Genomic DNA, 5,295 nt, shown 5'->3' with positions numbered 1-5,295 from the left:
GTCCTGACGGTACGGGCGGGTGGGGAACTGACAGACTGTCCAGAACACGTAGGAAACGTCGGCTCACTTCGGAGGCCCCACCGTGGCGGACACGTCGGACACCAGAACCCCGGCGCAGATCGAGGCGGACATCAGGCGCCGCCGAGAGACGCTGGCTGAGACGCTGGACGAGATCGGGGTGCGGGTGCATCCGAAGACGATCGTCGGCGATGCCAAGGCGAAGGTCGCGGCCAATGTCGATCACACGATCGGGAGGGCCTATGTGCAGGTCAACCGGGTCGTGAGCGAGGTGAGGGCGCAGTTCGTGGACGAGGAGGGCGCGCCTCGTCTGGAGCGGGTGGTGCCGGTGGCCCTGGTGGTGGTCGGGGTCGTGGGGCTGCTGGCGTTCAGTACGCGGCGTCGCAAGGGCTGACCCGGAGGCGTTCCGGCCGGGCGGAGGCAGGTAGGTTCGTCGGTGTGAGCGGTAAGAGAAGCGAGCACAGCGGCGACGACGACAAGCTGCCCATCCGGATGCTGCACGACCGGGTCCTGGTGCGTCAGGACGCGAGTGAGGGTGAGCGGCGTTCCGGTGGCGGGATTCTGATCCCGGCGACGGCGGCCGTGGGCCGTCGGCTGGCGTGGGCGGAGGTCGTGGCGGTGGGTCAGAACGTGCGGACCGTGGAGCCGGGCGACCGGGTGCTGTACGACCCGGAGGACCGGGCCGAGGTGGAGGTGCGGGGGACCGCGTACGTGCTGATGCGTGAGCGTGATCTGCACGCGGTGGCCGCGGATCGGTTCGAGGGGTCCGAGGACTCGACGGGCCTGTACCTCTGACTCGTCTCCGATTCGCCTCTGATTCGTAGGACGAAGAGGGCTGGTGACCATGGTCACCAGCCCTTTTTCTGCTTTTTTGCTAGCTTGGTGGGAGCCCGACGAGACGCGCCGTACCGGGATGTACGCAGGCAAAGACGACGCACCGTTCTGTTGAGTGTTCGTGTCTCGGAGGTGCTGTCGTGGCCTGGGTTCTGTTGATCGTCGCCGGTCTGCTGGAGGTGGGCTGGTCGATCGGGATGAAGTACACCGACGGGTTCACGCGTCTGGTGCCCAGCCTTTTCACCGGTGCGGGGATCGTCGCGAGCATGCTGTTGCTGTCGTATGCCGCGCGTTCGCTGCCGATCGGGACGGCTTATGGCGTGTGGGTGGGGATCGGTGCCGCGGGGGCGGCGGTGTTCGGCATGGTGGTGCTGGGGGAGCCGGCGACCGCCGCCCGGATCTTCTTCGTGTGTCTGCTGCTGGTCGCCGTGGTGGGGCTGAAGGCGACCTCGGGGCATTGAAGGTCGGAACCGCTACTCGTCGAGCGGCCTGCGGGTCGTGAGCTGGGGGAAGGTGCCGCCGGGTGTGCCGATGGCGCCGCCGTCGGAGGTGTCGCCGGTGGTTCCGCCGTCGGAGGTGCCTGCGGTGGTGCCTGCGTCGGAGGTGCCGCCCGTGGTGGGGATGCCGCCGGTGGAGGTGTCTCCGGTGGTGCCGCCGGTGACCCCGCCGCCGGTGGTGGGGGTGCCGCCGGTCGTCGTACCGCCGGTGGTGCCGGTGGGGGTGCCGCTGTCGGTCTGGCCCTGGTTCGTGCCGGGGGACTGGCTGTTCTGGCCGCCGGTGGTGTCGTCCTGGTCGTCTTCCTCGGTCGGCTCGCTGCTGGAGGGTTCGGCGGACGGATACGCCGTTTCCTCGGAGCCTTCCTGGATCTGGAGGCTGAAGTCGGTGGGCGGGGTGTCCTTGAGGGCGTTCTTGGTGAACTGGGCCCAGATCTCGGTGGGAGCGCCGCCGCCGTTGATGCGGGGCAGGCCCATGACGTTGTACAGCGACTTGTGGGCGGCGGTGACCGGGTCCTGGCCCATGACGGCGACGACGGTGGCGAGGTCGGGGGTGTAGCCGGCGAACCAGGCGGCGGTGTCCTCCTCGGCGGTGCCGGTCTTGCCCGCGGCGGGGCGGCCGGCGGCGAGTGCCGCGGTGGCGGTGCCGTTCTGGACGACGCTGCGCAGGACGGAGGTGGTGGTGTCCGCGGCTTCGCGGCTGATGACCTGGGAGGTCTTGCGTTCGGGGAGGTCGAAGACGTCGGCGCCGTTCTTGGTGACCTTGCCGATCATGGTGTAGGTGCCGTGCCGGCCGTGGTTGGCGAGCGTGGCGTAGGCCTCGGCCATGTCGAGGACGCTGGCGGTGGCCGTGCCGAGGGCGATCGAGGGGTAGGGCTCCAGGTCGGGCGTGTCGGTGGGCAGGCCGAGGTCGACGGCGGTCTGCTCGACCTTCTCGGGTCCGACGTCGACGGCCATCTGCGCGTACACGGCGTTCACGGACTTGTCGGTGGCGCTGCGGACGCTGATGTCGCCGTAGTCGACGTTGTCCTCGTTCTCGGGGGCGTAGCTGCCGCCGCTCCAGCCCTGTACGGGGCGCTGGTCGGTGCCGTCGTAGATGGTGTTGGGGGTGATGCGGCGGCCGTCCTGGGTCTCGGACTCGTTCTCGACGGCCGAGGTGAAGACGAAGGGCTTGAAGGTGGAGCCGACCTGGAAGTCCCGGCGGGTCGCGTTGTTCGTGTACTGCTTGACGTAGTCGATGCCGCCGTACAGGGCGAGGACGTTGCCGGTCTTGGGTTCCACGGCGGCGCCGCCGGCGCGGACGTAGGTGTCGGCCTTGCGGTCCTTCGGGTCGAGTTTGGCCATCAGCTTGTCGTTGACGGCGTCGACGAAGGCGTCCTGCTTCTTTTTGTCCAGGGTGGTGGTGATGCGGTAGCCGCCGGCTTCGAGTTCCTCGGAGGTGGCGATCTTGGTGGTGCGGAGGTAGTCCTTGATGGCGGTGACGAGGTAGCCGCGCTGGCCGGACATGCCGGTGTCGGCGCCGGAGGTCTCCTTGGGGGCGGGGAACTTCAGTCCGGTGCGGTCGGCCTGGCTGAGCCAGCCCTTGCCGACCATGCCGTCGAGTACGTAGTTCCAGCGGGCTTCGGCGGCCTTGCGGTTCTCGGGGTGGGCGATGACGTCGTACTCACTGGGCGCGTTGACGAGGGCGGCGAGGTAGGCGCCCTGGGCGGGGGTGAGTTCGGCGGCGTCGACGCCGTAGTAGGCCTTGGCGGCGGCCTGCATGCCGTAGGCGTTGCGGCCGAAGTAGCTGGTGTTGAGGTAGCCCTCGAGGATGTTGTCCTTGGAGGTCTCGCGGTCCAGCTTGATGGAGATGAAGAACTCCTTCACCTTGCGGGTGACGGTCTGTTCCTGTGCGAGGTAGTAGTTCTTCACGTACTGCTGGGTGATCGTGGAGCCGGACTGCTTGCCCTTGCCGGTGGCGGTGTTCCAGCCGGCCCGGATCATCGCCTTGAGGTCGATGGCGGACTCGGTGTAGAAGTCGCGGTCCTCGGCGGCCAGGACGGCGTGCTGGGCGGCTTTGGAGATCTGGGAGAGGTCGACGTTCTCGCGGTTGACCATGCCGTCGCGGGCGATCTCGGTGCCGTCGGCGTAGAGGTAGACGTTGCTCTGCTTGGTGGCGAGGGCGTTGGCGGGCGGGATCTTGACCATGGAGTAGCCGACGAAGAACAGGCCGATGAGCAGGGCCGCGCCGAGGAGGAGGGTGCCCAGGACCATGCGCCAGGTGGGGAAGATCCGACGCCAGCCGGTGCGTTTGGGGCGCTTGGGCCGCTTGGTGCCGGGGCCGGCTGCGGGGCCGGCCGGGGGTCCCGCCGCGGGGCCTGCTGCCTGGGGGGCGCCGGGAGCCTCGGCGGCTGAGGCTGAGGCTGAGGCTGAGGCTGAGGCTGCGGCTGAGGCTGAGGCTGCGGCTGCGGCCGGAGAGGTGTAGGTGGCTCGGGGTGTGTGTGCCGCCTTGGGCGCGTGGGCCGGCTCGGGGGTGCGGGGCCGCCCTTCGGGGATGCGGGGCATTTCGGCGGTACGGGCGGTGTCGGGCGTGCGGGCGGTGTCAGGCGCAGGCGCCGATCCGGGCGTACGGGCGGCTCCGGAGGGACCGGACGGGCCGGACGGACCGGAGGGACCGGAGGGATCGGCGGTCGCCTCGGATTCGCGTGCCGCCTCGGGAGTCCCGGCCGAGGCCGACTTCGGTGTCCCGGAGACCTTGGGTGTCCCGGCGGCCTTGGGTGCCTTCGCGGCCTCGGAGGGCTTGGCCGCCTCGGACGTCCCGGCGGTCTCGGGTGTGCCGGCCGCTTCGGGTGTGCCGGCTGCCTCGGGTGTGCCGGTCGGCCGGCCCTCGGTCGGCTGCTGCGGCTGCGGCTCGTCGCTCATGTGTTGCTCGGACTCCTGTTTCGCCTCGTACGTTCCCGTACGTCTCGTTACGCCTTCTGCGCCCCCTGTTGAAGACTCTCGCACCATGCGTTCCGTTCCCGGCAATCGGCGCGTGTTGTGCCACACGTGCGGAAGGTGCCCGGAAAACCGCGTGGCACGCGAGGGGATCCGCCCGCTAGGCTCCTGCGCTTCGCCGCGGTGGCGGGATCGGCGCGGGATCGCCGCGGGTGAGGGGGCTGGTGCCGTGGGTTCGGTGCGCTTGTACGCGGCCGTGGCGGCGGGGAGTTTCAGAAGGTACGCGACCTGTCGTGTGGCGACGGCGGCGGGGGTGTTCACCAACACCGTTTTCGGCCTGATCCTTGTCTACACATATCTGGCGCTGTGGGACGAACGGCCGCAGCTGGGTGGCTACGACCAGGCCCAGGCGGTGACGTATGTGTGGCTGGGTCAGGCGCTGTTCGCGACTCTCGCGCTTCAAGGGGGCGGATTCGAGGGCGAGTTGATGGAGAGGATCCGCACGGGAGCGGTGGCGATCGATCTGTACCGTCCCGCTGATCTGCAACTGTGGTGGTTCGCGGCCGACTTGGGGCGTTCGTTTTTCCAGTTGCTGGGGCGGGGGGTGATTCCGTTCGCGTTCGGGGCGCTGGTCTTTCCGTCGGCGCTGCCCTCCGATCCGTTGTTGTGGTTGCGGTTTCTGCTCGCGTTGCTGCTGGCGATGGTGGTGAGTTTCGGTATCCGGTTTCTGGTGGCGTTGAGCGGTTTCTGGCTGCTGGACGGGACGGGCGCGCTCCAGATGCTGATGGTGACGGGGATGTTCTGTACGGGGATGGCCTTGCCGCTGAACGCGTTTCCGGAGCCGTTGGGCGGGATCGTGCGCGCGTTGCCGTGGTCGGCGATGCTCCAGATGCCGGCTGACCTGCTGATGGGGGAGACCGGGGCGCTGCGGACGTATGCCTTCCAGGCGGGGTGGGCGGTGGTGCTGCTGGTGCTGGGGCGGATGGTGCAGGTGGCGGCGACGCGGCGGGTGGTGGTGCAAGGTGGGTGAGAC

General features: G+C 69.2%; 5 protein-coding genes. 4 read left to right on the top strand and 1 reads right to left on the bottom strand.

Translation table 11 applies throughout. From position 1 onward, the window contains the following. Positions 1-82: 82 nt before the first annotated feature. From P1P75_RS39410 to P1P75_RS39400, 3 genes are all read left to right on the top strand, one after another. Positions 83-412 (top strand): DUF3618 domain-containing protein, encoded by a 330-nt coding sequence (locus P1P75_RS39410; RefSeq protein ID WP_319183492.1) that lies wholly within the window; start codon positions 83-85, stop codon positions 410-412. A gap of 44 nt (positions 413-456) precedes the next feature. Beyond that, entirely contained in the window at positions 457-813 is a 357-nt protein-coding gene (locus P1P75_RS39405; protein ID WP_319183494.1) for a co-chaperone GroES, read from the top strand. Between the two features lie 179 nt (positions 814-992). After that, positions 993-1,313 (top strand): multidrug efflux SMR transporter, encoded by a 321-nt coding sequence (locus P1P75_RS39400; protein WP_086770363.1) that lies wholly within the window; start codon positions 993-995, stop codon positions 1,311-1,313. 12 nt (positions 1,314-1,325) lie between these two features. Here the strand turns inward: P1P75_RS39400 and P1P75_RS39395 are convergent, their stop codons facing one another. Further along, positions 1,326-4,247, bottom strand: coding sequence for a transglycosylase domain-containing protein (locus P1P75_RS39395; RefSeq protein WP_319264438.1), 2,922 nt, complete (start codon positions 4,245-4,247; stop codon positions 1,326-1,328). A gap of 244 nt (positions 4,248-4,491) precedes the next feature. Here P1P75_RS39395 and P1P75_RS39390 point away from each other — a divergent pair, with 244 nt between their 5' ends. Further along, on the top strand, positions 4,492-5,292 hold the full coding sequence (locus tag P1P75_RS39390) for an ABC-2 family transporter protein (protein ID WP_319264437.1): 801 nt from the start codon (positions 4,492-4,494) through the stop codon (positions 5,290-5,292). Positions 5,293-5,295: the final 3 nt, after the last annotated feature.

The sequence above is a fragment of the Streptomyces sp. ID05-39B genome, assembly GCF_033794725.1.
Lineage (GTDB): Bacteria > Actinomycetota > Actinomycetes > Streptomycetales > Streptomycetaceae > Streptomyces > Streptomyces bobili.
Note: the sequence above shows the minus strand (reverse complement) of the source record. Positions and strands in the feature narration are given on the sequence as shown.